This window comes from Spirochaeta isovalerica (assembly GCF_014207565.1).
In the GTDB taxonomy this organism is placed as follows: domain Bacteria; phylum Spirochaetota; class Spirochaetia; order DSM-2461; family DSM-2461; genus Spirochaeta_F; species Spirochaeta_F isovalerica.
In genome coordinates this window covers 104301-131024 of record NZ_JACHGJ010000004.1, presented here as the reverse complement: position 1 = coordinate 131024, position 26724 = coordinate 104301, and the positions used below count along the sequence as shown (strand labels likewise).

The following is a 26724-nucleotide window of genomic DNA, read 5'->3' as shown; positions in this document are numbered from 1 at the left end:
ATATAGTAAAGTATTGATATGGATAAGCTTAAATTAATTGTCAGCCGATTGGGGCTGTTTGTTTTTTTTAAAAGACTTTTCGGCCCGTTTTTGAAGTCCCGGAAACTGAAAGCCTTTAATAAGAATAAAAACCGAATTTTAAAAGACCTGTCATCGATTTCTGATGCGGGCGGTCTTTTTTTTCTGGCATTTGGAACTTTTCTCGGTGCAAAGCGCAATGGAAGAATAATTCCTGGAGATGATGACTTCGATCTCGGAGCTTTTATTGCTGACTTCGATAAACTTGATAAATTGTTCAGATCATATGGTTTTAAAAGAAAATTGATGATAAATACTTCGGAAAAACATCCAGTTCTGGCTAAATACATTAAAGAAAAAGTCATTGTTGATATATTTATTCATTATCCGGAACTGGGAAGAACAGTTTGCTACGATCATGTTAATATCAACAGAAATACAGGTCTGTTGAATGAAATACGGAAAACCGGTCATATGGTTTTGTATGAAAACAGCTTTACTTCATTTTCTTTGGATAGATGTGAACTGGAAGGAATGTCCTTTCTTTGCCCTAAAGAAGAGTCATATCTGCTTGAGGCGTATGGAGAGGATTATATGATACCTGACGGAAACTGGACATATACCGATAGAAGTATAAGAAAAGAATCGGAAGTGAAAGGCTCTCTCGGCAATGGGTAACAGCAGACAATATAATCTGAAAAGATTCGGAATTTTAATTAAAGGTATTATCCCCGGTCTGCTTTTTTGGCCATTTCCCACTGACAAAAAGAGAGTAATCCTTTCATCAACCAGAAACGAACATTATAACTTCAACTCCAAATTCCTTTTTGAGTATTTGATACAAAATCGCAAAGATCTTGATGTATTTTATGTGATTAACGATGATGCAAAAAGAGAAGAATTGAATCGCAAGATCGGACCCTATTTTATTGAAACAAAAAGTTTCAGAGGTATGTGGTTTGTATTGAAGGCCGGCTTTTGGTTTACCTCGTCAATGGAGACTCCTGTCGGCGGTCTTTTGCATCGCTGGAAGAGAACTGTTGTTCATTTAGGCCATGGGGCGCCGTTGAAGAACATCGGTCTTCTGGAAAAAAACATCAGTTTCGTCAAACGAGTTTACTACAAACTGATAACTGGCAATTTTACCTGGTTCCTGGCAGTTTCAGATTATTTTAAACCGATTATTGCAAACTTTGCCGGGGTTTCTGAAAAACGCGTACTTGTCAATGAGCAGCCGCGGAACCAGGTTCTTCTCAATCAGCAGCGGGATGTATTAAAAGATTATTCTGATAATTTTAGAATTTTGTATGCGCCGACCTGGAAACCATGGGTGAAAGAACTGGATTGGGGGATGCTGGAGGGAGAGAATTTCGAAGCAATCGACAATTTCCTGTTTCAGAACAATGCTGTTCTTTTTATAAGAATGCACCCCTATTTTGAGAAAGCGGAAGTTTATGAACGAGCTGCATCCAGTAAATCCATAAAAGTCCTCAGTTCCGAAAATTTTCCTGAAGTTAATGATGTACTGGGTGCTTTTGATGCCTTGATTACGGATTATTCCAGTGTTTGTTTTGATTATCTACTTTTCGACAGGCCAATTTTGTTCTGGACGAAAGATATTGATAAATATGAAATACAAATCGGTTTTACCGATTCATTTGAGAAACTTGCCGCCGGTCCGGCTGTTTCAGCGATTGGCGATCTTCTGGGTTATTTAAGAATAATTCTCGAAAGTGAGGAAAATCTTCAGAAGTTCCGGATTCCTGTTTTAAAGCTGATCGAAACGGATAGATCCAATGTCTGTAAAAGCCTTCTGGAAAAAGTCGGTGTGTGAGTGTTAAGGTGAGGAAAGATGATTAAGTATCTGAAGGATCTTTGGAAGCGAAAAGATCTGTTGTTATATCTGGTTACTTCAGGGTTGAAAGCCCAGCATAGAAATTCCTTTTTAGGATATTTTTGGTGGCTGCTCGATCCGTTATTGAACGTTGTGGTTTACTATTTTATGGTATCTGTCGTTCTGGGGCGCGGCGGGGAAAATTATCCGGTTTTTCTGGTTATTGGTCTTGTTGTTTTCCGTTTTTTCAGTACGACGTTGGCATCATCTGCTAAAGCCATTACAAAAAACGCCGGGATAATTTCGCAGATATACCTTCCTAAAGCCATTTTCGGTTTTGGAACAACTTTAACTCAGAGTATAAACTTCCTTTTCGGTCTGGTGGTTATTGCTATTTTTCTTGTTATATTTCAAACCATACCGGGTTGGGAAGTTCTCTGGTTGCCGTATGTGTTGCTGATGCAGGTCCTGTTTCAGGCGGCATTGGCTCTGCTTATCTCTTATCTTTGTGTATTTATAAGGGATATTGAGAATTTGATAAGTCATATAACCCGGATAATGCGTTATGCCGCTCCGGTAATCTGGGAAGCCGATAGGCTGCCGGCAAAATACAGCTGGGTTGTTGAATATAATCCATTTGCCTGGATTCTCGATGGCTACCGTTCCATTCTTATGTATAATCGGCTACCTAATTTAATGGCTCTGGCTTATGTGGGAGTTTCTTCCCTACTGTTTATTTTCCTTATGCTTTTCTTTTATCAGAGAAATGAACATAGAATTATCAAGGCTTTATAGATGAATCAGAATGTTATTGAAGCGAATAATATCGGTATATCTTTCAAAGAGGATGGCAAAAGGGATGATTTCAAATCCATCCTGTTCAGAACTCTGAAAGGGGATTGGAAAAAAGATCCCTTCTGGGCTCTTTCCGATATCAGTTTTTCTGCCTGTGAAGGGGAAATCCTGGGGGTAATTGGTTCAAATGGCGCCGGGAAAACAACTCTCTGCCGGATTCTCGGTGGTTTATTGAAGCCTGATAAGGGTGATATTGATATTAATGGAGATGTTTCTGCACTTCTCTCTCTGGGAGCCGGTTTTAATGATGAGCTATCCGGGCGAGAGAATGTTTTTCTCAATGGTATGATGATGGGGATGACCCGGAAGGAAGTAAAGAAATATTTTGCAGAAATTCATGAGTTTTCCGGATTGGGAGATTTTATCGATGAACCTGTTAAACACTATTCCAAAGGGATGAAAGCGCGATTGGGGTTTAGTATAGCCGCCATGCTGGAGCCGGAGACTCTGGTTCTGGATGAGACTCTGGCTACGGGAGATATGGATTTCAGGAAGCGGTCTGGAGCTAAAATCCAGGAACTTGTCGATAAAGCCAGAATGGTTGTTATTGTGACTCACGATATGGACTTTGTTGAGCAGAACTGCTCCCGGGCCATTTGGATCGATGGCGGAGTCGTCCGGATGGATGGAGATCCGAAAGAAGTCGCAGAGGAATATAGCTCTCAGGTTCCCGAATATAAACCGGTAAAGAAAAAAGCCCGTATTGATTTTGTACAGACTAAGCTTATTGAAAGTGACAAGACTATTGTAGATGTTAAGAATCTGACTGTCAGTTTTCGGTCAAAAGGTAAAATTTTCAAGGCTTTGGATGATGTATGTTTTTCTGTCAAGCAGGGAGAGATTCTGGGGATTATTGGCTCCAATGGAGCTGGCAAGACTACTTTATGCAGGACTTTAACCGGGATTTATAAGCCGGATAATGGTTCTGTTACGGTAAATAGTGAGATTTCGGCACTTCTTCAGCTTGGCTCCGGGTTTAACAGGCAGTTGACTGCCCGTGATAATATTATTCTCAATGGGCTAATGCTGGGACGATCCAGGAAAGAGATTAAGGCCCTACAGGACGAGATTATTGAGTTTTCCGGTTTGGAAAAGCATCAGTATAAAACGGTAAAGAGTTTTTCAAGCGGTATGAAGTCCCGTTTGGGTTTCAGTATTGCGCAGGCGGTTCAGCCTGAATTGTTTATTATTGATGAGGCGCTTAGTCCCGGTGATGCTGCTTTTCAGAAAAAGGCTAGTTTGACTATGCAGGAGATGATTAAGAAGGCTGAGGCTGTTATTGTTGTTACGCATAGTATGGCTTTTGTTGAGAAAGTATGTACCCGTGCAATCTGGTTTGAAAATGGTAAGATCGTCTTAGATGGTATTCCATCAGATGTAATAAGTCCGTATTCAAAGTCCTAGTTTATAGGTATTTAACAAAAATAAAGAGAGGTATTCAATGGTTAAATCTAATGAATTTTGCATAAGCTCATGTCTAGCATTCCGCTATATTGCTGATTCTAAATATTGCTGGGAAAATGGATTGTCACCATTGCCAGTCGACGATGAATCTCATGAATTAACAGCAGTAAAGAATTCTTTGGAAGTAAAGAATTTTCTCAAAAATGAAGTAAACAAAACAGTTGAAAAGCAGAATGCTGGTATTTTACTAAGTGGTGGTATTGATTCAGCTATCTTAGCAGCTTTTTTGCCCGTTGGAACTAATGCATACACAATCAAATTTATAGCAGATGGTGCTATTGATGAATCGATAATGGCATCTAAATTCGCTAAGGTGTATGGCTTAAACCATCATGTCGTAGAAGTAACATGGAATGATTATTTAAAATATACCGATGCTTTAACGATGAATAAAAAATCAATTCTCCATCCTGTCGAAGTCGCCTTGTACAAAGCTTCAATTGTTGCAAGAAGTCATGGCGTTGAAGGTTTGATATTAGGAAACGGGGCTGATTCAACATTCGGGGGCTTAGATAAATTACTTTCCAAAGATTGGGAGATGAATCCATTTATTGAGCGGTATTCTTTTATAAATCCAGAAAATGTCTTGAAGGAACCGAAGAGCATTGATTACATATATAAAAAATATGACCTTGAAGGCCATGAATATGACTACATAAATTTTTTGAAATATGTTCATGGCTATGGAGTCATTGAAGCCTTTAATAATGCGATAAGGATGTCCGGACTAGATATTTATGAGCCATATGAATTGCTGAAGATGGACGAACCTCTAGATTTGCAGAGAATCAGAAATGGAGAAAGTAAATATATATTAAGGGATATATATAATGAACTCTATCCCAATTTGACCCTTCCTGAGAAAATTGCATTTGCACGTCCTATGGACGTATGGCTTAAAGATTGGAATAAGCCTGCAAGCTCTGTGTTTAAAGAGAATTTTGATTATTCAAGTTTAAGAGGTGATCAAAAATGGCTTATATATAATATTGACAGATTATTGGATCTGTATGGTTTTAATAATTAAGGAGTTGTTATGAATGTAGCCTATAATGGATGCGATAATTATTCATTAAAAACTGTCGAAGAATCCTTCTTGGGCCTTTGCGATAAATTAAATTTGGATTCGGAAAATCCATTTAAAGATATTATAAAAAAAGGGAATACTGTTTTCATTAAACCTAATTGGGTCGCTCATGAGTATAGACAGTCAGCTAAAGAAATTGATGATGTTTTCTCAACTATAACGCATCCGTCGGTAATTAAAGTCGTAGCGAAATACGTTGATGTAGCTTTAGATGGGGACGGTGAAATAATCATAGGTGATAATCCTTCTATCGATTGTGATTTTAAAGAGCTAATGAAACTTCAAGATTTATCCAGTTTGCATGAAGAGCTTAAAACCACCGTTAAAATTCTCGATCTTAGACCTGAATGGTGTGATAATCTGGAAAATTACGGAATCAAACATAAGATGGTAAAACAAGAAGGAGACCCGAAAGGGGTCGTGAAGGTCAATCTTGGAAAGGATTCAAAATTTTTTAAGATAAATAACAAACTGTTTCGTGGAGTTTATACAGATCGAACCGAGACAATTAGACGACACAGCAAGGACTTACAAGAATATGAATTTTCTGCATCTTTGGCAAATGCTGATGTATACATCTCCATACCAAAAATGAAAACACATCATAAAGTGGGTACGACTCTAAATCTTAAGGGTATGGTAGGCACTCAGGCAAATAAAAATTTGCTTGTACATTGGAGAATCGGTTTTCCAGCAATTGGTGGGGATGAATATTCTAGTTTTAAAGAATGGTTTGTTTATAAATTTAAGAAGATTAAAAAGAGGGGAGCCTGGGCAGGAAATGATACTATTTGGAGAATGGTTGTAGACCTTTACAACTCGTTCAATAAAATAAGGGAACGAAAAACATTTTCAGTAGTTGACGGTATCATAGGTGGAGATGTCAATGGACCTTTTTATCCTAGATCTAAAAATTCTAAAGTCTTAATTGCAGGAGAAGATTTGCTCGAGGTCGATTTAGTAACATCAAGGCTTATGGGATTTAATATTAAAAAAATACCATATTTATGGAATTTAGTTAAAGAGAAAAAGATGAATTTATCAGAAATTTCAGTTTTGGGACAGAATAAGACAGATTTAGGTAGAATCCTGGAAAAGGATGAATTGTATTTTGATTACAGAACTCCTACCAGCTGGAAGTTACTTAAAGATTTCGAGGAGACTTAATAATGGTTATCGGTTATACATCAGGTGTTTATGACTTGTTTCATATAGGTCATCTAAATCTTCTTAGAAATGCAAAAAGCATGTGCGATAAATTGATAGTTGGTGTGACTACTGATGAGCTTATGCTCGTTTATAAAAAAAAATCAACTTTTATACCTTTTAATGAAAGGTGTGAGATTGTTAGATCAATTAAATATGTAGATGCCGTTGTTCCTCAGGTCGATATGGATAAATTGAAACAATGGGAAAAATTGAAATTTAATGTCTTGTTTGTAGGGGATGATTGGCACAATACAGAGAAGTGGCAAACTATCGAAGGAAAATTGAAAGACGTCAATGTTCAAGTTATTTATTTTCCATATACAAAAGGCGTCTCATCAACTAAATTGAATGCAATGCTAGTTGATCAAAGGTCTAAATAAATTCAAAGTTTAAATAAATTATAAAGGTCAATTAAATGTCAAAATTGAAGAAAATATTTGATAAATATACACTCCTTCTATTAACGATAGGAACATTTTCAGTAAATAGTGATTTTTATTTTATATGTATGCCTCTCATAGTAAATCTTGTTCTGAAAATAAAATATATGAGAAGAAATAAATTTATTAACTTAGGGAAAAGTGGTTTATTGCTGAATTCATACTCAGCAGATAACTTAAACTATTCAAGATACTATCTCCTTCAAAGAAGAATAGATAAGTTAACATATAAATATTTTATACCGTTCTTATTTGTTACAGCTATCACATCATGTTTTATTGAAAAAAATAATAATTTAATTAATTTAACATACATTATTGAACTATTTAAACTTTTGAATATAGTATTTCTTACAGTAATCGGTCTTATTCAGTTTCCTTTGCTAGAGTATTATAGGTCTCAGCTTTTAAAAATATCTAAAAAATTTAGGAAAGAGTATAAACCCGATTATATATTATTTAGTGCAGGGTCCAGTGCTACTGCATATCAATTAAAGCAATGGGAAACGATCTTAGAAAGAATTAACGAAAAATATAATGTTGTAGTAATAGCATATTCTAAGTCATTATTAGATTATTGCAGATCACTTAAAGTACCAAGTATTTTCATAGGCGATACAGGAAAACTTCATTCCTATATGCTTGGGTTTGATCGAGAAGATGGAACTAATCCTATAAAGGCAGTATTTTATATTAATAATGGTGTTTTTAATGCTTCTTCTCTCGTATTAAGAAAGTTCAAACATATCCATTTGAATCACGGAGATAGCGATAAAGCAGCAAACGCCTTACACACTTCAAAAGATTATGATTATATATTCATTGCTGGCAATGCTGCATTAGAAAGATATAAAAAAGCAGGATGGGATCTCTCAAAAATTCATCAAGTCGGAAGACCTCAGTTAAAAGAACTTACAGAAATGTCAAAAAAAGATTCTGGTGAAGAAAAGAAAATTATTTTTTATGCTCCAACTTATGAAGGACATCGAAATTCAGATTGTTATTCGTCACTTTACAGAATGGGATTCAAGATAGTCAGCGATATTATTGAATCCAATGAATTCATACTCTACTTTAAGGCTCATCCATATACAGGAGAATATGCTCAGAATTTCAGAATTGAAATGAAGAAAATTAAGCGATTGATCTCAATAAATAGTCAATCAGGACACCGTTATTTTGATAAAGATGAAAAACTATATCCGCATTTATCAAAAGCTTCACTCCTGATTGGCGATGTTTCAAGTGTTAGTGTAGATTTTTTATCAACAGGTAAGCCTCTTGTTGCTACTAATCCCTTTAATGTCGATCCTGAAAATGAAAGCATAAGCAAAGCTGTTCCGTTCTGGAAAGGTGCAATTATGCTTAACTATAATAACAATAATTTTAATGTTATCGATACCATAAGACATGCCTTTGAGAACCCAAATCCGTTTGCATCAGATATTGCAAAGCATTATTTTGGAGAAAATGTTTTTCATTTGAGTAATATTGAAGACAATTTCATATCTGTGCTTGAGAATCTGGATGTTGATGATCATGAAACATCATATGATATTAAAAATTATATACCTAGGGAAAATATCATTTTTGCCCATGGAAAAAGCTGAGGTTGGTTATGGCTAAGACAATTATAACATATGGAACATTCGATATGTTTCATATAGGACATTTAAAATTACTTAAAAGACTTAGTAAATTAGGGGATAAATTAATAGTCGCTGTTTCAACAGATGAATTTAATTCAGTAAAAGGAAAGAAGGTTCTTATACCATATAAACATAGAGCAGAAATAGTTAGATCTATAAAATTTGTTGATGAAGTTATACCTGAAACTAGATGGGAACAAAAGATTGAAGATGTTGAAAAGTATAATGTCGATATCTTTGCAATTGGCGAGGATTGGAAAGGCAAGTTTGACTTTTTAAAAGATAAATGTGAAGTTGTATACCTTGAGCGTACCCCTAATGTCTCAACTACGGAACTGAAAAAATCATTGAAGCATTTATTAACAATATCACAAGATGATCTAAAACAGGCCTTTGATGTTTTGGAGACCTTAAGAAAAGACTTAGAGTAAATGGAAAAAATTATATTATATTTATTATTAATTCTACCCATTTTACCTATTATTAGATATGATGATTTTTTTCTAATATCATCATTAATTTCTTTTTCATTGATTATACAATATTTGATCGATTTAACAGATAATGAATCAAAAGTTGGTAAAGTTCTCTATTTACTGAAATCTAATGGATTTGATTTTATCTTTAGGTTTTCCTTTTTAATGGTTTATCTAGTAACTCACAAAAATAATACATTTCTATTACTTCTATTCTTTTATCTTCTTAATGAAGTATCAATTATTGGAATTAGATTTATATCAAGAATAAAGGAAAAAGTATTCGATAAAGGCTTTTTCAAAACACAAAAAGAGACTCAATTATTTATAGAAAAACTATCTGTTGATACAAAGTCAGTATTTTCTTTTCATACAGAATTTCTAGGATTACCATTAATCGTCTATTTCTTTTATTATTCTAATCATTATGGAAATATATTTTTAATAGTATATTCCCTTTGGTTATTATTTATATTTATAAATATTTGTAATTATATTTTAAAGACAACGAATTATTTACAGAATGAAGGTTCTAAAACTTTTATTCGACAACAAGTAAAACAATATAGTCCTCAATTGATTCTTTATGGAAGTGGAATGAAAGGATCTTCATACCAGATGAATCAATGGTTGTGTTTTTTTGAGCAATTGCCTTTTAAAACATTAATCATGTTAAGAGAATCGGATTATCTTAAAGGACTAAATAATACAAATTTACCAATTCTATATTCAAGAAAAGTTGAAGATACTGATTTGGGAATTGTTAAGTCTGTCAAAGCTATATTTTATCCGGCAAATGGTCAAAAGAACGCCCAGTTGTTAAGATATTTTAATTTGTCCCATGTTTTTATTAATCATGGAGAAAGTGATAAAGCTGTTAATATCAGTAAATTTTTAAAAGCTTATGACTTACTTTTTCTTGCAGGTCCAATGGCATATGATCGCTTTTCAAATGTCGGAATAAAAATCAATAATGATGCAATTAAGTATGTTGGTCGTCCTCAACTTGAAGATAAACTCAATATTGTGAAAAGTGATGGCAGTCCAATAGGTAAAATTTTATATGCACCAACCTGGGAAGGATTCAATGACTCAGTTAATTACTGCTCAATATCTGAAAATCTATTTGAAGGTATATTAGGTCTGGTTGAGGACAACTTTGAAGTTATTTTTAAACCTCATCCTTACACTGGAAATAGAATTAAGGATTTAAAGAATATTTTATCAAAATTTAAAGCTCTTTCTGATAAATCCAGTAATTTCAAGTTTTATGAAGATATTGATATTCATGAATTAATGAATGAATCTGATTTATTGATTAGTGATGTTTCAAGTGTTCTTAATGACTATCTCTTTACAGAAAAGCCAATTATTCTAACAAATATTAACCAAACTGATTCGTTCTCTTCTATTGAGTTCCCCAGTTCTAAAGCTTGTTATATTTTAAAGAAAGATATGTCTTTACTATCTCTTGTTCAAAAAATTGAGGAAAACGATATAATGATTCAAAAGAGGGTTGATGTAAAACATTATTCACTTGGAGTACATGAAATATCAATGAAGGATAGTTTTATATCTGCAATTAATGAACTTTTATAAGTAATAATCGGATATTTAAAAATGATTAAAGTTAATTTTAGTATAAAAAAAATTCTAAAGAGTTTTCTATCAAAAAATAAGCTTATTAAACGGGTTAGTATCAGTACTATTCTTAGAAAACAAGAAAAGATGTATTTTCGTATTACTCAAAAACAGAAAATTCAACAAAACTTAATGGTTTTCTCTTCTTTTAGAGGTAGATCCTATAGTTGTAATCCCAAAGCAATATATGAAGAAATAATCAAAGATCATAGATTTTCACATTTCAATTTTGTTTGGTTTTTTGAAGAACCAAATTTATTTGAAAATCTGTTTAATAATTTAAGAACAAAAGTCGTAAAGTATTATTCTAAAGAATATTATAAAATATTGGCTTCATCAAAAGTCTGGATTTTCAATATGGCTGTACCACCCTATGTATTCCCTAAAAAAGAACAGATTTATATCCAGACATGGCATGGCACACCTCTGAAAAGAATTGGTTGTGATTTAGATTTTACCAAAAATGCCATAAATGATGAGACTGACATATTTAAAAGCTACAATAGAGAGGGAGAAATAATAACTCATTTAATTTCACCTTCTCCGTTTGCAACAGAGAAATTGAAATCCGCCTTTAATCTGATTAACTTAAATCGGGAAGAAATAATTTGGGAAACCGGTTATCCTAGAAATGATATTCTCAATTCGTTTATTCCTCAAAAACAGGAAAGAATCAAGCAGAAACTGGGAATCCCCGAAGATAAGAAAATCATATTATATGCCCCAACCTGGCGGGATAACCAATATTCCTCCCGTTTCGGTTTTACCTACAATTTACAAGCCGACTTTAATAAGATGCAAAAGCATCTTTCCGATCAATATATAATCCTTTTTCGAGCACATTATCTTGTCGCTAACTCTTTTAGATTTGATGATTATAAAGGCTTCGTTTTTGATGTCTCCGATATCGATGACATAAACGATCTCTATTTAGTAAGTGATTTATTGATTACAGATTATTCCAGTGTCTTTTTCGATTTTGCTAATGTTGAAAAACCTGTTATATTTTATATGTATGATCTGGAGGAATATCGTGATGAAATTCGAGGTTTCTATCTCGATATCAACGAACTACCTGGTCCGATTGTACAAACCGAAGAAGCCCTTGTAGAAGCTATAATAAAATCAATAGATAGAGATATAAGTTCAGATCGTCATTTTCAGATTTTTAAGAAAAAGTTCACTAATTTAGATGATGGAAATGCCTCTAAAAGAGTTCTTGATAATTTATGGAAAGAAATAAATTGATATATCTAGCTTGTCTTTTCTGCCAACCGTAGCAGTGTTTCTGCAATCTTTTTTCCTGAACTGGAATATAGTTCCGAAGGTAAATAATCCTCCATAAACTCATTCACATCATCAGTTAACTTCAACCCCGAATTAATCATATCTACCATCTCATCGTAACTATCAGGATGAAACCCTATTCTATTCTCCATAATAAAGGCTTCCGCGCTGCCTGGTAGAAACTCCTGAATATAATCTTTTAAAATCCATCTGGGAAATATAACCGGCTTGTTTAAAGCCCAGGCCTCATAAACCATAGTCCCGAAATCCGAAATCACAACATCACAGTCAACAAGTTGTTGACCTGTCACTGTTTTTATTAATTTGTTATGCGGATGCAGAGACTCTTCAAAACTGTAATTTTTTTTCAATTTTTCAGCGTCTTCCAGAAATCCCGGATATGTGGATGTGGAAACCTTATCAGCTCCCCGTCTTCTTCCGTCATGAGTCGGGGCCCACAAAATCCTGACGCTCTCATCAGACCATATTTTTCTTTTTAATTCATTCAGAAATTCTATACGGGGCCATCCCACAATATGAATATTCTCCTCGCTGAAATTCAAATCATTTTTTTCCAGCAGTTTCCTTTTCATCCAGGGACCGGGAACAAATATATGTTTAAAACTATTGGCTAACATTGATCCGTTTTTATGTCTCATTAAGAAATAGTTTTTATCGGCGACACCATGTGACATTATAACATCACCAGGCTCCCTGATAAACAACGTCATATTGATTTTACCTTTTCTGGGAGTATTCCTTGAATATGTATATTGATCTTGGGATAAATTCCTGGTAATAAGTCCATAAATATTTCGCTGAACCAGCTCATAATCTTTTGAAAGGGCTCTGGTAAAATTGATAGATGCATTTTTTTTTAAAACGAGCATAATGCTTAGTTCTCCTGATTAGTGTTAATAAACGAAGCTTTTTGTACTGTTAGATATGGTGTCTTATGTTACGGAAAATGTAAAGAATTATTCCATTCTGTGTTTTATAAATATTGCTGAAAAAGTGAAAAATTGAGATATAATAATAAAGGATACATATATTAAGTGAGGATGTTATGAAATCTATTTCATCTGTCATTCCATTGCTTCTTCTTTTGGGGATTTTATTCCTTTCATGTGATATAGAAACGCCGGATCTATCAAACCCTTATGTGATTAATGGAAACAAATCTCTGGTTAATGCCATAACTCCAGAAGCTGATGGCGGATTTAATATTATGGCCTTCTCTTCTTATGGCAATATTGTTCTGGCGGGAGCTGCCCATAGTTTTCTCTATCTGTCAGAAAATGGTGGTGAAGACTGGTACACAGTAAACGGCCTGGAAAAACAGGAATACTGGACAGGCGTAGGTGTTTCAGAAAACGGAGAATATCTCTATGTGGCTGGTCAGGACTTGTATATTTCTTCCGACTCTGGCAAAACATGGCGTGTTTATGATTACGGGGAAGGCTACGACGGAGACGCTAATATTCAATTATCCAATGATGGATCTACTTTACTGACAATGGGTGTTCATCGTGTTGATGAAGTCAATTTTTCTACTGATTACGGCTATACATGGACTGATAAAATTCTCGGAGGAGGAAATCTCGATTCCATTGGAGTCTCATCAAATGGCAGAATAATGGCGGCATTAACTTATAGTGGCCCGTTATGGCTATCTTCAAATAGCGGGGCTCTCTGGAACGAAATTTCTTTGGAAAACAGGCAATGGGAAGATATGGCACTCAGTGCAGACGGCGAGCATATTGTTATTGCCGAATTCGGCGGTCTTATTGATCCCCTGTCTCCGGGAATAAGTTATTCGGAGGATAGCGGAACTACCTGGGAATACAATACTATTACCGCTCTGTCCAGAATAACTGATGTTTGTATCTTTGATGATGGAGACATAATTATCGCTTCCGGTAATCTGATAGATGAACCTATCGTCATTTCAGACGATCAGGGTGAATCCTGGACTCAGATTGATAAACCGGAAACCGAAAATCCTTCCGGCTGGCCGGAATATGAAATCTTTTATTCAGAAACCGGAACAGATATCTGGGCACTTGAAAAGGGGTATTCTCTTTGGCATTCTACCGATGGTGGTTCTAGTTGGACTAAAGAACTTCAAGGGAATTAAAACGTGTTTAAAAAACTAACTGTATTATTTTTCTCTACTGCCATTTTGTTATATATCTTTTCCTGTGATTTCTCAGACACAATCTTGGAAGGGAAATACATTCAGCCGGTTATAGTAGATAATTCCATTGAATGGATTGCAGTACCCGGAGTTCATGTCTATCTTGTTCCTGCGGATTTTGTAGAATCGGCCCATTTCCTGCAAAATACTTCATCTGCAGATGAGGATTGGATCGATGATGCAATTAATTACAGTATTGCAGATACAATTACCGATGATCAGGGACAGTTCTACATTTTCGACATTCCGGGAGGTCCTTATGATTTGTTCTATAATTACCCGGACGGGTATTGCAACCATCCCGAACACAATTCTATGTATTTGAATCAAGGAAAGGGTTTAAATATTGGAACAGGCAAATTGAATGAGATTGATTGTACTCTACATCCGGTAGGACCCAACGGGGAAGATAAAATTGTTCATATTGAACTGGATGGAACATATATATCTTTTACTATTGGTGAAACTGTAACCCTCCATCTTGCAGAGAGAAGTGGAGATGTTTACACACCAACGGAACAGCTTTCAGAAATAACAGCAGCTGATGAAAAAGATATTTATTTTTATTGTAATCCCGGATTGGAGGATAATTCCGAGAACTATAATCTTTTCTATGTCCTTTCCTTTAATGGAACCGAGTTCGGGTTTGAAATGGATTATGGAGAAGATCGGAAATCGTACGGATTTTACAAATATCTCTATGGCGGAGATTTGTAATCTAATTATTATTCCGCTAATTCAGGAATTCTGAAAAAAGGCAAATTGGATACATCGTCAGATAATTTAAGAACGTTTTCGTATGTGCTGATAAGGTACAAAGAGGGACTTGTAAATAAGCTTTTTAATCTCTGTAATTGATAAATCTGTTTTTTTTGAGGATTTTTGCTTAGTTTTATTTCGAATAATTCCTGCCGAAAACCATAATCGATAATAAGGTCAATTTCCGATTGATTATTGTCTCTGTAAAAGAAGAACTCACTCATGGAATTTCTGGCTGCTTTTTGTTTAAGAAATTCCATAATTACGAAGTTTTCAAAGACAGCTCCATTCGCAGGTCCTGCAGCCAGAGTCGCGCTGTCGGGATATCTGAGGATATAGGTCAGCAATCCTGTATCGGTGAAATATATTTTGGGTGATTTAACAATTCTTTTGTTGATGTTTTTAAAATAAGGCCTCAGCAGATATATAATCCTCGAACTCTCCAGTAGAGATAACCATCTTTTTACAGTCGGTTGGCTCACTCCCAGAATTTTGGAAATTTCTGAAAGATTTAGGATGTTACCGACCCTTCCGGCCAGTAGCTCCAGGAAGGATAGAAATATTGATAGATCCTGAACGTTTTGAATCTGTCTGATATCTCTTTCCAGGTAAGTTTGCAGATAGGAAGAATAAAAACTAATCCTGTCGACCTGATGGATTAATGGATCCGGATATCCTCCGCAGAGGATTCTGTCAAATAGCCTGGAAGGATCGTCAAGGTCATATTCCTCCATACTGAATCCGAAGAGTTCAAAAACAGCCGCCCTGCCCGCAAGGCTTTCTGTCATACCTTTCATTAATGGGAAAATCTGAGATCCCGTCAGTATAAACTGCCCTGATATATCCCTCCTTTTATCAACTTTTATCTTTATGTATGGAAGAATTTCCGGAACATACTGAATCTCATCAATAATGCAGGGGGTGTTAAAGCGGTCAATAAATGTCGAGGGATCACTACGACAGCTTTCTCTTAAGACTGGATCGTCGAATGTAACATAATCATAATCGGGAAAGAGTTTCTGTAAAAGTGTAGATTTTCCGGTTTGCCGGGGGCCGGTCAGCACGACAACGGGAAATTGCTCCGATGCTTTTTTTATATTTTTTTCAGATTTTCGAGGAATATATCTTCTACTCATAATGTAAGTATAGGGGTTAATGTATACAAATTCAATATAAGATGTTGAAAATGTATAGAAAGATCAGTTTCCAGTTTCTTCAACTAACCTTAAAATCCTCTAATTTTAATAGTCTTCAAAAAATGAAGAAATCAAACTTGTGATATAATTACCAATAGAGTGAATAAAAAAATTTTCTTTTCCTGTTTTATATTATTTCTCCTTCTAATCGGCTGTACGCAGATAGACCCTCCGAAATCGGTAATAATAATGATCGGTGACGGAATGGGATATGAACAAATAAAAGCTGCTAATTTGTACCTCTATGGAGAAGAAGGCAGACTGGGATTCGAAGATCTTCCAGTCCAGGGTTCCGTTACCACAAGGTCGGCAAGCAGCAGTATAACCGACTCGGCAGCCGCTGCCACCGCCATGGCAACAGGCCATAAAGTCAATAACGGTGTAATCAGCAAAGCCATTCCCGGTGACGGCAGTTCGTACAAAACAGCACTGGAAACCCATCAGGATCTTGGAAAAAGCACCGGGATAGTAACGACAGCCATGATCTCCCACGCCACACCGGCCGCATTTATTTCCCATAATACCAGTAGAGAAAACTATGAAGATATTGCAGTGGAGATATTCAACCGCACAAAACCGGATGTCCTGTTCGGCGGAGGAGGTATTTCTGCCGGAATCGATAGCAATTTGCCGCTTATCTCTGGTTATGCTATTGCTTTTAACGAAGTGGAGATGAATTCTCTTTCTGGAGAACAGGTTTGCGCTCTCTTCGGCGATGGCCATATGCCTTATGTCTACGATGGATTGGGGGAGTTCCCGACTCTGGCAGAAATGTCGCTCAAAGCCCTTGAATTGCTTGATACAGATTATAATGGTTTTTTTCTTATGATCGAGGGCGCCCGGATCGATCACGCCTGTCATGACAACGATTTACAGAGAATGATATTCGAAATGGAATCCTTTTCGGATGCCGTAACCGCTGTTCGGGGGTGGGTAGGGCAGAGAGACGACATCCTTCTTATTGTAACGGCAGATCATGAAACCGGTGGTCTGGATGTAATCGGTGATAACGGAGAGGGAAACCTGCCGACAGTTAGCTGGAGCACTGTTTATCATACCGGTGTCAATATCCCTTTTTATATCCAGGGCGAAGTTAATGGATCAGTTGGGTCAATAATAGATAATACGGATATATATGATTTCTTAATAGGCCGTTCGATTAAATAATGAAAGCTAAAATTTTCTTTATAATAGCATTAATTATATCAACTGCTCAGATATGGGGTAATGAAACACCTTTCTCCATCGTCCTCCTCCCCGACACCCAATATTACACACAATACCACCCCGAAACCTATTACAGACAGACTCAGTGGATTGCAGATAACCGGGCTGAGAATAATATACAGTTCGTCATTCATCTCGGAGACCTGACAGATGACAACACGTTTCGCCAGTGGCGTGTCGCCGACAGAGCTCATACCATTCTTGATGATGCAAATATCCCCTACAGTGTTATACCTGGAAATCACGACAATCCCCTTCATGGGAAAAAACGTAATACCAGTCGATTCAATCGCTATTTCGGGCCGGATCGTTTTTCTGGTAAAGAGTGGTATGGCGGTCATTACGAAGAGGGGAATGAAAACAATTACACCTTTTTTTCAGTCGGGGACCTCCATTTCATGGTTCTGTCCCTTGAATTTCTTCCCCGCCAAGAGGTACTGCAATGGGCGAATCGTGTTATTGCAGAGCATTATGATACAAGGGTAATTGTTGTGACCCACAGCTATATGAAACGTGGTGGTGATAGGTATGATAACGGTTCCGGCAAATACGATATTGAAGGTGCCGATGGACAGACGATCTGGGACAAATTCGTTAAGAAACACAGTAATGTTTTTATGGTTCTCTGCGGTCATGTTTCAGATAGCGAACTTCGCATTTCAAAAGGGTTGAATGGAAATTCTGTTCACCAAATCCTCACTGATTTTCAGAATGAGCCTAACGGCGGAAACGGCTGGCTTCGTGTACTCCAATTCTATCCCGATCAGAATCGCATTAATGTGGAAACCCTGTCTGTCGAGAAAGATGTAAACAGATTTTTTCAGACATCTTATGACTCTGCTCCTTTCCAGAAGGATCATACTTTTTCATTACACTACGACATGACCAGCCGATTCATCTACCGCTTCGATCCCGGTCCTTGAAGAGTAAAGACAAAAAATACCCTTTGTGCTAATATGATCCAATGAAAAAAAACATGATCTCAATCATCGGAGGATCGGGATTTATAGGCTCCCGCCTCTGCAGACGTCTTTCTGACGCAGGACTTCCATTTCAAATCCTCGATAAAAATATATCACCTTTCTTCCCCGATCAAACCATTCAAATGGATATTCGCGACATCAATTCCTTCCGCGAAGCTCTTCGGGACACCCATACAGTAATAAATCTGGCCGCGGAGCACCGCGATGATGTGACGCCTAAAAGCCTTTACGACGAAGTGAACGTCAACGGAGCTGAAAACCTTGTTGCACTCTGCGACGAACTTTCCATCGAAAACATCATTTTTACCAGTTCCGTCGCTGTATACGGTTTTGCTACTCCCGGGACAGATGAAACCGGAGAAATCAATTATTTTAACGATTACGGCCGCACCAAATGGGAAGCCGAAAAAGTCTACAGGGAATGGCTGGAAAAAGACAGGGAAAAACGATCTTTGACCATTGTTCGGCCTACTGTTGTGTTCGGAGAACGAAACCGGGGTAATGTCTATAACCTGTTCAAGCAGATCTCTACCGGCCTTTTCCCCATGATCGGAAGCGGAAAAAATGTAAAATCCATGGCCTATGTTGAGAATATTGCGGCCTTTCTTCATTTTAATCTGAATAATAAGCCGGGTGAACATCTTTTCAATTATATTGATAAGCCTGATTTTAATATGAATGAATTGGTTAAACTTGTGCGGGGCTCTCTCGGGAAGAAAGCCCGGACTGGTATTCATTGGCCCTATTTTCTCGGGTACTCCGGGGGAGCGGTTTTTGATTTTCTTGCCTTTTTAACAGGGAAAAAATTCCCCATAAGCCGAATTCGGATCAAAAAATTCTGTTCAGACACATTGTTTAACGGAGAAAACCGGAAATCGACAGATTTTGAAGCACCTGTTTCCCTGGAAGAGGGGATAAGCCGTACGATCCGCTATGAGTTTCTGGAAAATGCGGAACGGGATCAGGTACTGTTCTATTCCGAATAAGCGAGGATTGATTGAATCTGATATTTAAGCTTGCCTGGCGCAATCTAATCCGAAATTACAAAAAAAGTCTTCTTCTAGCCTCGTTGATTATGGCGGGTATGGCTATTCTCTTTGTGGGAAATGCCCTGTTTCTGGGTACAAATAGCGGGCTGGAGCGGACATTCGTCGGCAGTTTCACCGGTGATGCGGCCATCGGTCCGGAAAGCGGTGGAGCCTTCAGTCTGTTCGGTAATGAAATCCCCATAATCAGTAATCTCGAACTCATTCCCTCTCTATACTCTCACAACAGACTTATCGAAGCGATTGAACAGGAACCGGCCGTTAAAGCCTATACATCCATCGTATCGGTCCCGGTGAGGATGGAAATTGATGGATTTAAAAAGAACATTCCGATTTTCGGTGTAGATCCGGCTGGATACAGGCAGGTCTGTACTGATATTGACGTTCTTTCTGGTGATTTTGATGCACTTTCTCAGAGCGGAGTATTTCTCAATTCTGATCTGGCTCAAGAAATTGAAGATGAACTCAATCGGCCCTTAAAAAGAGGCGAGCCGGTCAGTTTTACAATAGCTTCGGGCAACAGTTTCCGAGTGAAAAAAGCGCCTTATCTGGGAATACACAGATATCCCGGCAATACGAAAGTTCTGGAAAGAGTTGTCCTTGCCGATCTGACCACTGTCCGTTATCTGGCCGATTATACATTAGGCTCTTCAATTTCCGATGAAGCTACCGGAGATGGAGAAGTTGATGACTTCAATTTTGATTCCCTATTCTCGGAGGATATGGATATTGAAGCCGATCCTCTGGAAGATTTTGATTTTGACGATTTTGAAGCTGATCTGGCTGATACGGATGTTCGAGATACTCTTGTGGAAACCGATACGGGAGCCTGGAGTTTCATACTGATGAAAGCGGTTGAAGGAAAGAGAAGTGCTCTCTACCGGAAAATCAACCGTATTGTTGACGATTTTGAAGGTGAAGCGGAATTCCTCTCCTGGAGAAGAGCTGCCGGTTCAACGGCTTTAATTGTTTTTGCCGTACAAACCCTTTTTTATGTAGGGCTTGGTTTCCTTGGACTTGGGGCTGTACTGGTCATAATGAATGCACTGGTTTTTTCCGTGCTTGAAAGGACAGGGGAGATCGGAACTATGAGAAGCATGGGAGCTTCTCCCCATTTTATACGCGCCCTTTTTATGTGGGAATCCATGATTATCACTATAGGAGGAGCTGTGATTGGTATATTCCTGGGCATAATTGCTGTTGGGATTGTAAAAGGTCTGCATATTGAGCTGAGCAATTCTCTGCTGATTACATTGTTCGGAGGAACCTCTCTTACACCGCAGATAACCTTTACCAGCCTTCTGGGGCATTTAGTGATTGCCGTGGTTATGGGCTCTCTTGCCTGGATTTATCCTGTTTCAGTCGCCATGCGGGTTCAACCCGTATCGGCAATAAATAAGGTGTGATAATTGACTGTTTTATTTTTTGCATTACGGAATGTCGCTTTACAGTGGAAGCGGTATCTACTTATGTTTATTGCCATTCTCCTGGGCTTTTCACTAATGACTCTGGTACATTCCATCTCTTTCGGGGCCCTGGAGACAGTTAAAGGTAAAGCGGCCCGATACTTTTCCGGTCACGTCAGCATTACCGGCTATGAAAAGAGAAAATCCGGTCAGGCTCTTGTTAATGCTGAGGAAGTCGAAGCTTATATTCGGGAATCTTCTTTACCTATAACTGGTATTTCTCCTCGAACTATTTATTACAAAAAAGATGCCTCTTTGTTTTTCGGTGGTCAGTCAGTTGTTCAGAGACGTTTGATCGGCATTGATTTTGATGGTGAGAAGGATGTTCTATCTTCCCTTGAATTCAAAGAGGGTTCTCTGGAACAGATGCTTGAATATAATGGACAGGGAGTTTTTATCAGTGAAGCGGCAGCTGATATTCTCGGTGCCAGGGTTGGGGATGGTGTACAGTTGGCTTTAACAACTGATTCCGGTCAGTATAATACGGCAACACTTATTGTTCAGGGAATTTTCAGTGAAACAGGACTTTTTGGATATGTCGCCTATATGAACAGAGCCGATTTGAATCATCTTCTCGTCAGAGAGGATGATTATGCCACAGATTTGGCTATATATACGAAATCCGGTGTCAATGATAGCGCTTTTGTCGATGATCTGACCGATTATCTATCCGCTTCCTTTGAAGTTCTTCCCCGCATGTACAGTAAGGGACAGTTGAGTGAAGAACTGAGTCAATACGACTGGAATCTGGGGCCGGTTCTCGCTCCTCTGACTCTTAATGCCCATCTGGATGAGATAACGACCATTATGGATGCTGTGACTCTGGTCGCCTGGCTGGTTCAGGTACTCTTTATGCTTATATTGATGGTGGGTATCCTCAATACCTACCGTGTTCTTGTCTATGAAAGAACGAAGGAAATCGGAACGCTCAGAGCTATGGGAATGACGAGAAACGAGGTGAGAGCTATGTTTCTCTATGAAGCCTTTTTTCTCGATATCGCTGCTTCTGCCGGTGGTTTTGTTCTTTATTATCTGTTAAAAAAATTATTTGGTGTTATTAATATATCCATGCTTCCTGGAGCCGGACTTTTTACTGAGCAGGGGCATATGGTTCCCCGGATAGATCCAGCCATGGCATTGATTACGGTATTGCTTATGCTGCTTGCTGTGCTTTTAGCCGCGGCAGGGCCAGCTGACAGAGCATCGAAGCTCTCTCCTGTTGAAGCGTTCCGGGTGGACAATTGATTGATATACGAGGAAAAGTAATGAAAAAGATAATCTGGTTATGTTTTTTCCTGACCATTAGCGCAGGACTCTTCGCACAATCGGAGGCTCAGCGGCTTCTTGAGTCTGTTGACAGGCTTATTTCTTTTCAGGAAGATGATCTTTCCGCTGAATATACGATTGTAAAACGGGAACCCGGCGGTGCGACCGAATCGACCGTCGCCACTATCTTCCGCCGTGACGGTGAAGATAAGTTCATGATTCTTATTCTCAAACCCGATGCTGATAAAGGAAAGGGATATCTGAAAATAGATGACAACCTTTGGTTGTACGACCCGGTTGGGAGAAGCTTCACATTTACCAGTGCAAAAGAACGACTTCAGAATTCCAGTGCCCGTATTTCCGATTTTACTCGTTCGGACTTCTCTCTTGATTACAAAGCCGTCAATTCTTATGAAGAAAAACTTGGAGTATGGGATTGTACAGTACTCGAACTTGAGGCCCTAAACGATGAAGTTTCCTTTCCAAAGGTAAAGTTATGGGTTTCCGAAGATAATTTGATCAGAAAAATGGAAGATTACAGTTTGTCGGGGCAGCGGATGAGAGTGACAGCCATTCCCCGATATCAGAAACTCGAAGACAAATGGTTGCCTTATAATCTGGTTATGCTTGACTATTTGCGATCCAGAACTATAAACGGAAAAACAGAGTATGAGAGAACGACTATAACAGTTAGCAAGCCTTCTCTATCGGAACTTCCTGATTCGCTTTTCACCAAGGAATATCTTGAAAGGGTTAATCAATGAGATTGAAGAAAAGTTTAATTGTTCCTCTGATTTTCCTGCTAGGGTTTACTATTTTTGCCCAAGACACAGGTGATTCTGAAGATATACCCATGGATAATCTCGATGATCTTTTTGCCGCACCGGATGAGGATATAGTCGTCGAAGAACCGGAAGAAGATCTGCACAGTCAGTTCGAAGAATCCGATAAAATTCAGTTCGGCGGTACTTTTTCTCTAAGCGCTATCGGTGGCGTTGGGCTTCTGGATTGGGAGATTAGTGAAGATTCTGTGGAACCTTCGGTAGGTCTGGAAAGTAATCTTAAACTTTTTTTTAATGCCCGTCCCGCTCCGGAGATCAGCCTTTACGGAAGTTTACTTACTGGATTCGATCCTCTGGCTTTGATCGATGACAGTGAGTGGAGCGATGGAGATGAAGCCTGGGACATCCCTTCCATCGGAGAGCTCTACGTCGACTATATTGTGAAAGATTTTCTTTTCACCCGGTTTGGTAAATACAATATGTCCTGGGGGCAGGCCCGTTTCTACAATAACGGTGATTTGCTTGCTATAAGCTCTGGATCCTATATTAATGCCCGATTCTCTTTCCCCACATTATCCGGACTTTCTCTGGTAATGATGACAGGAAATACCCTTGATATAGAAGACTTCTCCTATGCCGTAAAGGTCGATTTTGTGTTCGGTGAAACCCTGATAACCCCTGCGGTTAAATACAATTACAATGAAGGGATTCACACTCTTTTATCGTTTAAACAGGTTATAGGTAAAACCGATATTTTTATCGATTTCACAACCAATTTCCGGGATGCCTTTCATTTGACAGCTGTAGTTACCGGATTCTACAGGGAATGGGACTCAGTGAAACTTTATGGAGAATACCGCTATAGCTGGATCGGTGACTGGTATGATCCCGACGACAGCATTTGGGATGTCGGGCTTTATGATGAATTCCCTTATGGTTGGAATGGCAAAGCCGACGGTCCGGGGCATCAGCATATTGCGGCTTTGGCTGTGAAGTGGGACAATCCCTTCGGAGCCAAATTCGATCTGGCTGCCCAGGTGGAAAACAATTTCAGTGATTGGTCCGGGATTGTTACACTGGGTCTGACTCAGAAAATATTACCTTATTTGCGAATGAATATAGGGTTGCCTATAGTCTATGGCAATGAGAATTCCTGGGCTATGCAGAATAATGCAGATCCCGAAGGCCGCAGGATAGCCCTTGCCCTGGAACTGGAGCTGAAAACTGATTTTTAAGGATTATTCCTTCTGTTTTCCACAACTGATCCGTCTTTCAGACGGATTATGTGATCGGCGATTTCCATTATAGATTGATCATGGGTTGAAAAAATAAAAGTGGTTTGAAGCTCTCTGTTTATTCTCTTCATCAGATCAATAATTTCTTCACCGGTTTTGCTATCCAGATTGGCTGTCGGTTCATCGGCCAGAACAATCTGAGGCTGAGTAACCAGCGCCCTGGCTATGGCAACTCTCTGTCTCTGTCCTCCCGACAATTCACTGGGGCGGTGATTTTCCCGTCCTGTTAAACCCACTTCTTCTACTAAATGATCGATATACTCTTTCTGTTTCTTCTTGTCCTGCCTTGATATTTTGCGGTTCTTAAGAAGTAGGGGGAATTCTATATTTTCATAGACGTTCAATGTAGGTAGGAGATTAAAGGTTTGGAAGATGAATCCGATGGATTGACGGCGAATCCGGGTCAAGTCCATATCTGTAAGCTCGGATGTAGCGGTCTCATTTATTTTGACGACTCCCGATGAAGCTGTATCAATACATCCAAGCAGATTGAGGATGGTCGATTTTCCCGATCCGGACGGTCCGACGATCGAAACAAAGTCACCTTTTTCTATTTTAAAGCTTACCCCCTGTAGGGCGGGAACTTCTGTTTTTCCCAGTTGATAATTCTTTTTGACGTTTTCCAGTTCAATAATTGCCATAGCGGCATTTTAGCACAATTGTTTCACTTAATATAGTTGTTTCCTTCTGTTCGAATCTGATATATTGGGAAAATGAAAAACAAAAAACCACTCTTAATATTTATTATTTCAATCATATTTTCACTGACCATTCAGGGGCAGACATATAATACTGTAGATGTTGATGAGTCGGTCTACAAGATCCTTGAAATGGCAGAAATGAGGGGCATCATCGAAAATCTCTCTCAAATGCGTCCCTTTTACAAAGCGGAGATTCTGGACTATCTAAACCAGATGGACCGGAAAAGAAGCGAACTGAGCCGTATGGAACAGACTGTTCTGGACAGCGCGCTTAAGAAATATAGTCCTCAGGACCGCGAAATAACAGCTATAAATGTATTAAAACAGGGTAAAGTGCAGTTTAATAACGAACCTGACGCTACATTTCCTGTTGCAATCGGAATATATTTTGATTTTGAACTGAGGGGCGATCTCAATTCCGGCACAATCCACAGCACTAATTTTACCACACTCAATCTGGAAGGCGATCTCTCTACCTACGGATCCTATGATATGAATGCGAGCGTCGGCGTCAACGATGTCAATGTCGATGCATTTTCTCCCTACGCCTACACAAATATTGCAACGGATGGCTATTATATTGCTCTCAGTAGCGGGTTGAATGGCGGAGGACTGGTAGATGGTGATGAAGATGGAACAAGTTTCTCTCTTATGACCATGCCGGAGCTGAATTTCAGTTTCAGGGAAAACAAGATAAAACTCAATTATGCCAGAGTTCGTCGGGATCATGGAAATGGCATTGGAAATCTTTCCATATCAGCCAGCGCCAGACCTTATTCCGGGTTAGACCTCGGTTTCAGACCTCTGGACTGGTTTAATTTGTATTTCAGTACCGGCTCGCTGGATAACTGGATGGAGGGAACCGATTCCTACGGATCTGATGATATTATTTCGCAGAAGATGCTGACCTCTCAGTTGTTTGAGTTTCTTCCGGTCAACTGGATCTATTTTTCCTTTTCCTCTTCAGCTATCTGGGGTAAACGGTTTGAAATTGCCTATCTGAATCCTCTTCTGCCTCCGGTTATCGGGCAGAGCTTGACGGGAGACCAGGACAATATTTCCATGGATTTCTCTCTGGCTTTTAAAATACCGCCGGCTGGTGTTAAAATTTACGCCAATGTCTACCTGGATGAAATAACCTCAAACGAAGGATTGTTATCCGATCCTATAATGCCCTGGGCAGCGCAGGGGGGGGCCAAGTGGGCAATTCCCTGGCTTCCGTTCACAATGGCTTCCTTTCAGTATACGAGGATTGAACCCTATACTTATGACCACTGGCCCCAGGAATACTATTTTTCCGATGAGGGAGATACTTTTGATCTAACTTGGACTAATAACAATGAGAACCTGGGTTATCATTTGCCACCGAACTCAGATGAATTCCTGATTCGCATTGAATCCATGCCTTATATGAATTTCCATTTTATGCTGCAATATCAGTTTATCCGTCATGGTGATAACGGAGTGGATGGAGATGGATATGGAGCTATTGATAATGTCAGCTACGAAAGAAGTCAAGATCTGACTAAAGACTTTTTGAATGATGGCATTTATGAAAAGATTCATATAGCAACTTTGGCGGCCGCCTACGAGTTCGAGAATCTCCCTATCTGGGTATCAATCGATTATTCCTTCAATTACACCACTAATTTCGAGACCATTGAAGGTAAGACTATGAGAAGAAATATTTTGGGTATGAAATTACATATATTCCCTTAAAAGTTGAGGTTCAGCGATTGGACTTCGCCAAACTTTTATCCATAAAACAATATAGATAAAAAATAATAGATAATTATTCCCCTATTGCTTTTTCGGGTGTATCTTATAAATAAGAAACAAAAAGCAA

At 38.3% G+C, this 26724-nt stretch carries 24 protein-coding genes; 21 read left to right on the top strand and 3 right to left on the bottom strand.

The window, feature by feature from the left end:
- The first annotated feature begins 18 nt into the window (after positions 1-18).
- The 11 genes from HNR50_RS12000 to HNR50_RS11950 are packed head-to-tail and all read left to right on the top strand — an operon-like array spanning position 19 to position 11921.
- Positions 19-696 carry a LicD family protein gene (locus HNR50_RS12000; RefSeq protein WP_184747014.1) on the top strand — a complete coding sequence of 226 codons (678 nt, stop codon included), beginning with the start codon at positions 19-21 and terminating at the stop codon, positions 694-696.
- On the top strand, positions 689-1852 hold the full coding sequence (locus tag HNR50_RS11995; protein ID WP_184747013.1) for a CDP-glycerol glycerophosphotransferase family protein: 1164 nt from the start codon (positions 689-691) through the stop codon (positions 1850-1852). Before HNR50_RS12000 ends, HNR50_RS11995 begins: the two co-directional genes overlap by 8 nt.
- A gap of 18 nt (positions 1853-1870) precedes the next feature.
- Positions 1871-2647 carry an ABC transporter permease gene (locus HNR50_RS11990; protein WP_184747012.1) on the top strand — a complete coding sequence of 259 codons (777 nt, stop codon included), beginning with the start codon at positions 1871-1873 and terminating at the stop codon, positions 2645-2647.
- The gene (locus HNR50_RS11985) at positions 2648-4111 is read left to right on the top strand and encodes an ABC transporter ATP-binding protein (protein ID WP_184747011.1); all 1464 of its coding nucleotides are present in this window, start codon (positions 2648-2650) and stop codon (positions 4109-4111) included.
- Between the two features lie 37 nt (positions 4112-4148).
- The gene (locus HNR50_RS11980) at positions 4149-5198 is read left to right on the top strand and encodes an asparagine synthase-related protein (RefSeq protein ID WP_184747010.1); all 1050 of its coding nucleotides are present in this window, start codon (positions 4149-4151) and stop codon (positions 5196-5198) included.
- A 9-nt stretch (positions 5199-5207) separates the two neighbouring features.
- Positions 5208-6425, top strand: a complete 1218-nt coding sequence (locus HNR50_RS11975) for a DUF362 domain-containing protein (RefSeq protein WP_184747009.1) — start codon at positions 5208-5210, stop codon at positions 6423-6425.
- Between the two features lie 2 nt (positions 6426-6427).
- Positions 6428-6847: an FAD synthase family protein gene (locus HNR50_RS11970; protein ID WP_184747008.1), complete on the top strand. Its 420-nt coding sequence runs from the start codon at positions 6428-6430 to the stop codon at positions 6845-6847.
- A gap of 35 nt (positions 6848-6882) precedes the next feature.
- Entirely contained in the window at positions 6883-8517 is a 1635-nt protein-coding gene (locus HNR50_RS11965) for a CDP-glycerol glycerophosphotransferase family protein (protein ID WP_184747007.1), read from the top strand.
- An 8-nt stretch (positions 8518-8525) separates the two neighbouring features.
- The gene (gene tagD, locus HNR50_RS11960) at positions 8526-8987 is read left to right on the top strand and encodes a glycerol-3-phosphate cytidylyltransferase (protein WP_184747006.1); all 462 of its coding nucleotides are present in this window, start codon (positions 8526-8528) and stop codon (positions 8985-8987) included.
- A complete protein-coding gene (locus HNR50_RS11955) occupies positions 8988-10631 on the top strand; it encodes a CDP-glycerol glycerophosphotransferase family protein (RefSeq protein ID WP_184747005.1) in 1644 nt (547 codons plus the stop codon).
- Positions 10632-10652: 21 nt separating this feature from the next.
- On the top strand, positions 10653-11921 hold the full coding sequence (locus tag HNR50_RS11950) for a CDP-glycerol glycerophosphotransferase family protein (RefSeq protein ID WP_184747004.1): 1269 nt from the start codon (positions 10653-10655) through the stop codon (positions 11919-11921).
- Positions 11922-11926: 5 nt separating this feature from the next.
- Here HNR50_RS11950 and HNR50_RS11945 read toward each other — a convergent pair whose 3' ends face one another.
- Positions 11927-12850 (bottom strand): glycosyltransferase family protein, encoded by a 924-nt coding sequence (locus tag HNR50_RS11945; RefSeq protein ID WP_184747003.1) that lies wholly within the window; start codon positions 12848-12850, stop codon positions 11927-11929.
- Positions 12851-13026: 176 nt separating this feature from the next.
- Between HNR50_RS11945 and HNR50_RS11940 the strand changes: the two genes are divergently transcribed.
- The gene (locus HNR50_RS11940; protein ID WP_184747002.1) at positions 13027-14097 is read left to right on the top strand and encodes a WD40/YVTN/BNR-like repeat-containing protein; all 1071 of its coding nucleotides are present in this window, start codon (positions 13027-13029) and stop codon (positions 14095-14097) included.
- Positions 14098-14100: 3 nt separating this feature from the next.
- Positions 14101-14874, top strand: a complete 774-nt coding sequence (locus tag HNR50_RS11935; protein WP_184747001.1) for a hypothetical protein — start codon at positions 14101-14103, stop codon at positions 14872-14874.
- 8 nt (positions 14875-14882) lie between these two features.
- Here the strand turns inward: HNR50_RS11935 and HNR50_RS11930 are convergent, their stop codons facing one another.
- Positions 14883-16052: an ATP-binding protein gene (locus HNR50_RS11930; RefSeq protein WP_184747000.1), complete on the bottom strand. Its 1170-nt coding sequence runs from the start codon at positions 16050-16052 to the stop codon at positions 14883-14885.
- Positions 16053-16211: 159 nt separating this feature from the next.
- Between HNR50_RS11930 and HNR50_RS22735 the strand changes: the two genes are divergently transcribed.
- The 7 genes from HNR50_RS22735 (at position 16212) to HNR50_RS11895 (ending at position 24117) form a co-directional block, all read left to right on the top strand.
- Entirely contained in the window at positions 16212-17279 is a 1068-nt protein-coding gene (locus tag HNR50_RS22735; RefSeq protein WP_221439868.1) for an alkaline phosphatase, read from the top strand.
- Entirely contained in the window at positions 17279-18262 is a 984-nt protein-coding gene (locus HNR50_RS11920) for a metallophosphoesterase (protein ID WP_184746999.1), read from the top strand. The genes HNR50_RS22735 and HNR50_RS11920 overlap by 1 nt, the downstream gene beginning before the upstream one ends.
- A 41-nt stretch (positions 18263-18303) precedes the next feature.
- The gene (locus tag HNR50_RS11915; RefSeq protein WP_221439867.1) at positions 18304-19308 is read left to right on the top strand and encodes an NAD-dependent epimerase/dehydratase family protein; all 1005 of its coding nucleotides are present in this window, start codon (positions 18304-18306) and stop codon (positions 19306-19308) included.
- A 98-nt stretch (positions 19309-19406) separates the two neighbouring features.
- Positions 19407-20774 (top strand): ABC transporter permease, encoded by a 1368-nt coding sequence (locus HNR50_RS11910; protein WP_184746998.1) that lies wholly within the window; start codon positions 19407-19409, stop codon positions 20772-20774.
- Positions 20775-20777: 3 nt separating this feature from the next.
- Complete coding sequence (locus HNR50_RS11905; protein WP_184746997.1) at positions 20778-22079, top strand: ABC transporter permease; 1302 nt, start codon at positions 20778-20780, stop codon at positions 22077-22079.
- Between the two features lie 20 nt (positions 22080-22099).
- On the top strand, positions 22100-22864 hold the full coding sequence (locus tag HNR50_RS11900; protein ID WP_184746996.1) for an outer membrane lipoprotein-sorting protein: 765 nt from the start codon (positions 22100-22102) through the stop codon (positions 22862-22864).
- The gene (locus HNR50_RS11895) at positions 22861-24117 is read left to right on the top strand and encodes a hypothetical protein (RefSeq protein ID WP_184746995.1); all 1257 of its coding nucleotides are present in this window, start codon (positions 22861-22863) and stop codon (positions 24115-24117) included. The genes HNR50_RS11900 and HNR50_RS11895 overlap by 4 nt, the downstream gene beginning before the upstream one ends.
- Here HNR50_RS11895 and HNR50_RS11890 read toward each other — a convergent pair.
- The gene (locus HNR50_RS11890) at positions 24114-24818 is read right to left on the bottom strand and encodes an ABC transporter ATP-binding protein (RefSeq protein ID WP_184746994.1); all 705 of its coding nucleotides are present in this window, start codon (positions 24816-24818) and stop codon (positions 24114-24116) included. The genes HNR50_RS11895 and HNR50_RS11890 overlap by 4 nt on opposite strands.
- A gap of 72 nt (positions 24819-24890) precedes the next feature.
- On the opposite strand from HNR50_RS11890, the gene HNR50_RS11885 reads away from it, so the two are divergent.
- Positions 24891-26597: a hypothetical protein gene (locus tag HNR50_RS11885; RefSeq protein ID WP_184746993.1), complete on the top strand. Its 1707-nt coding sequence runs from the start codon at positions 24891-24893 to the stop codon at positions 26595-26597.
- Positions 26598-26724: the final 127 nt, after the last annotated feature.

Excerpts from the sequence above, each read along its gene's own strand:
- HNR50_RS12000 (WP_184747014.1), top strand. The coding sequence starts at position 19 with ATGGATAAGCTTAAATTAATTGTCAGCCGATTGGGGCTGTTTGTTTTT.
- HNR50_RS11995 (WP_184747013.1), top strand. The coding sequence starts at position 689 with ATGGGTAACAGCAGACAATATAATCTGAAAAGATTCGGAATTTTAATT.
- HNR50_RS11990 (WP_184747012.1), top strand. The coding sequence starts at position 1,871 with ATGATTAAGTATCTGAAGGATCTTTGGAAGCGAAAAGATCTGTTGTTA.
- HNR50_RS11985 (WP_184747011.1), top strand. The coding sequence starts at position 2,648 with ATGAATCAGAATGTTATTGAAGCGAATAATATCGGTATATCTTTCAAA.
- HNR50_RS11980 (WP_184747010.1), top strand. The coding sequence starts at position 4,149 with ATGGTTAAATCTAATGAATTTTGCATAAGCTCATGTCTAGCATTCCGC.
- HNR50_RS11975 (WP_184747009.1), top strand. The coding sequence starts at position 5,208 with ATGAATGTAGCCTATAATGGATGCGATAATTATTCATTAAAAACTGTC.
- HNR50_RS11970 (WP_184747008.1), top strand. The coding sequence starts at position 6,428 with ATGGTTATCGGTTATACATCAGGTGTTTATGACTTGTTTCATATAGGT.
- HNR50_RS11965 (WP_184747007.1), top strand. The coding sequence starts at position 6,883 with ATGTCAAAATTGAAGAAAATATTTGATAAATATACACTCCTTCTATTA.
- tagD (WP_184747006.1), top strand. The coding sequence starts at position 8,526 with ATGGCTAAGACAATTATAACATATGGAACATTCGATATGTTTCATATA.
- HNR50_RS11955 (WP_184747005.1), top strand. The coding sequence starts at position 8,988 with ATGGAAAAAATTATATTATATTTATTATTAATTCTACCCATTTTACCT.
- HNR50_RS11950 (WP_184747004.1), top strand. The coding sequence starts at position 10,653 with ATGATTAAAGTTAATTTTAGTATAAAAAAAATTCTAAAGAGTTTTCTA.
- HNR50_RS11945 (WP_184747003.1), bottom strand. The coding sequence starts at position 12,850 with ATGCTCGTTTTAAAAAAAAATGCATCTATCAATTTTACCAGAGCCCTT.
- HNR50_RS11940 (WP_184747002.1), top strand. The coding sequence starts at position 13,027 with ATGAAATCTATTTCATCTGTCATTCCATTGCTTCTTCTTTTGGGGATT.
- HNR50_RS11930 (WP_184747000.1), bottom strand. The coding sequence starts at position 16,052 with ATGAGTAGAAGATATATTCCTCGAAAATCTGAAAAAAATATAAAAAAA.
- HNR50_RS11920 (WP_184746999.1), top strand. The coding sequence starts at position 17,279 with ATGAAAGCTAAAATTTTCTTTATAATAGCATTAATTATATCAACTGCT.
- HNR50_RS11915 (WP_221439867.1), top strand. The coding sequence starts at position 18,304 with ATGAAAAAAAACATGATCTCAATCATCGGAGGATCGGGATTTATAGGC.
- HNR50_RS11910 (WP_184746998.1), top strand. The coding sequence starts at position 19,407 with ATGGCTATTCTCTTTGTGGGAAATGCCCTGTTTCTGGGTACAAATAGC.
- HNR50_RS11900 (WP_184746996.1), top strand. The coding sequence starts at position 22,100 with ATGAAAAAGATAATCTGGTTATGTTTTTTCCTGACCATTAGCGCAGGA.
- HNR50_RS11895 (WP_184746995.1), top strand. The coding sequence starts at position 22,861 with ATGAGATTGAAGAAAAGTTTAATTGTTCCTCTGATTTTCCTGCTAGGG.
- HNR50_RS11890 (WP_184746994.1), bottom strand. The coding sequence starts at position 24,818 with ATGGCAATTATTGAACTGGAAAACGTCAAAAAGAATTATCAACTGGGA.
- HNR50_RS11885 (WP_184746993.1), top strand. The coding sequence starts at position 24,891 with ATGAAAAACAAAAAACCACTCTTAATATTTATTATTTCAATCATATTT.